The sequence below is a fragment of the Thalassovita litoralis genome (assembly GCF_900182725.1).
Classification (GTDB): Bacteria; Pseudomonadota; Alphaproteobacteria; order Rhodobacterales; family Rhodobacteraceae; genus Thalassobius; species Thalassobius litoralis.
The window spans coordinates 1-1,940 of sequence record NZ_FXTO01000072.1; the positions used below are offsets into that span (position 1 = coordinate 1).

General features: G+C 56.4%; 2 protein-coding genes and 1 pseudogene. 2 read left to right on the forward strand and 1 reads right to left on the reverse strand.

What is annotated here, in order from left to right:
* Window positions 1-89, forward strand: a pseudogene (locus FN828_RS20330) (IS5/IS1182 family transposase); the annotation flags it as partial.
* A 116-nt stretch (window positions 90-205) separates the two neighbouring features.
* Here the strand turns inward: FN828_RS20330 and thyX are convergent.
* Window positions 206-1,111, reverse strand: a complete 906-nt coding sequence (thyX, locus tag FN828_RS20335) for an FAD-dependent thymidylate synthase (RefSeq protein ID WP_142495125.1) — start codon at window positions 1,109-1,111, stop codon at window positions 206-208.
* Window positions 1,112-1,337: 226 nt separating this feature from the next.
* Here thyX and FN828_RS20340 point away from each other — a divergent pair, with 226 nt between their 5' ends.
* Window positions 1,338-1,823: a hypothetical protein gene (locus tag FN828_RS20340; protein WP_142495126.1), complete on the forward strand. Its 486-nt coding sequence runs from the start codon at window positions 1,338-1,340 to the stop codon at window positions 1,821-1,823.
* Window positions 1,824-1,940: the final 117 nt, after the last annotated feature.

Genomic DNA, 1,940 nt, shown 5'->3' on the forward strand with positions numbered 1-1,940 from the left:
GGCGGCGGGTCGCCACCCGATATGACCGCTGCCCCGAAGTCTTCCTCTCGGCCATCGCTCTCGCCGCAACAGTCATGTTTTGGTTATGAGTCCTGAGCCTAAGCTCCGCAGACAGTCCACAATCTATTCCTTAAACGCTCATCCATTCCATTCTTTTGGATGGCTTGTCGCGGTAGGATAAAGCCGTGCCTTTCTGAGAACCTTCTCACCCCAACACCTCTTGCAACTCCCGCCATTCCCGTGCCGACATGCCCGAGTTTTCCTGCGTGACGTCCTCACCTTTCAGCATCCGGCGAACGCAATCAAGGGCTGCGGCAGATAAAGTTTCGCCACCCATGCGATAATCCTCGAACGCCTTATAGGCAAACGGCACCCAATCGGCGACCAGTTTGCAAATCTCCTCGGCGTAGACGCGGATTTCGTATTGGGCATGGGAATCCGCCCGCAGGCGCAGGAAATGGAACAGGTTGTGCAAATCCACCTTCCAATACCATTGGGTATAGATATTCGCGGGCAGGTTCATCCGGGCCAGTTCACGGGCCAGTCCCTCTTGCCCGTCTTGTGAAATCATCGCCTCGTAATTGTCATAGGCGCGGCCGCTGTCGGATTTCAGGATCTCCAGCACGCGCGCGGCCTCGTCCCCGGTCAAGGCCTGACCGCGGCCCTGATTATTGATCACGGATTGCGCGGCCAGTTGTTCGGGCGCGGGGATATAGAATTCACGATCCAGAATCGAATAGCGGGCGCTATATTCGTTCACATTGGCGGTCCGGTGGCGAATCCACTGACGCGCCACAAAAACCGGCAGTTTGACGTGCAGCTTGATTTCGCACATTTCAAACGGGGTGGAATGCCAATGCCGCATCAGATAGCGGATCAGCCCTTCGTCGTTCTGCACCGATTTGGTGCCTTTGCCATAGCTGACCCGCGCGGCCTGACAGATGGCGGCATCGTCGCCCATATAGTCCACCACCCGGACAAACCCGTGATCCAGCACCGGATAGATGGAATACAGGTGCTTTTCCATGCCTTCGGACACCGCCCGCAAGGTTGAGCGGGGGGCGCTGCGCAGGGCGTCAATTTCGGCCTGTTGTTCGGGCGTCACGGGCATGGGGCTGATCCTTCTTTGGCGGGCTATCTGTATGAGTGAGTCGAGGGATACTATATCTGGGGGAGGCATCCGGAAAAACTTCTATATGCGGGCAAGTTTTTCAACGCAACAGAGCATGGGTTTTTACACGCCTTCCACCATCTTTCGTTGACTTTTTATATCCAAAAGCGGATTCTGCGCATCAATAAGGCCGGGCAGGCTCGACAAAGAATAAGGATACAGGCTTATGAATCGGTACACGGCATCCCTGCTGTGCGCGTTGACGTTGGCGGCATGTACAGACGGGTCAGGCGGCGGCGGTGGCTCTCTTGGTGATAACGATAGTATCGAGAGCATCCCCGAAGGGCTGCGCAAAAACATTTCAGCGGTCTCCTATAACGCGGCCTCCGAACGTTTGCTGCTGCGGATGAGCGGTGTGGATGGTGGCCCGCAGGATTTGGTTTACGTCCGCACCCCAACGTTGGATGTAAACGGGTATCAAGCTTATACATTTCAGGACGATCCGCTGGACCGGCATTTCACGGCCTTGGTTGCCGAAAGCCGCGATGGGTCAGTCGTGGCAGGCGCGGTTGCGGATGGCGGGCAATTCAACCGCTATTTCGGCGGCGGATTTTATCAACGCAGCGGCACCTTTGACGCCCCCAGCACGAACCGCGGGCAGGTGTCCTATGCCGGTTCGTATGCCGGTGTCACTAGGCTCAGGACCCATTAATCGGCTTGAGATCGCATTGGTCGCATGCTTCAAATCCCCAAACTTTCAGGGGGTATCATGAGCAATCTATTTTGGCTGACCGACGAACAGATGGCGCGGCTGCGACCGTTCTTTCCC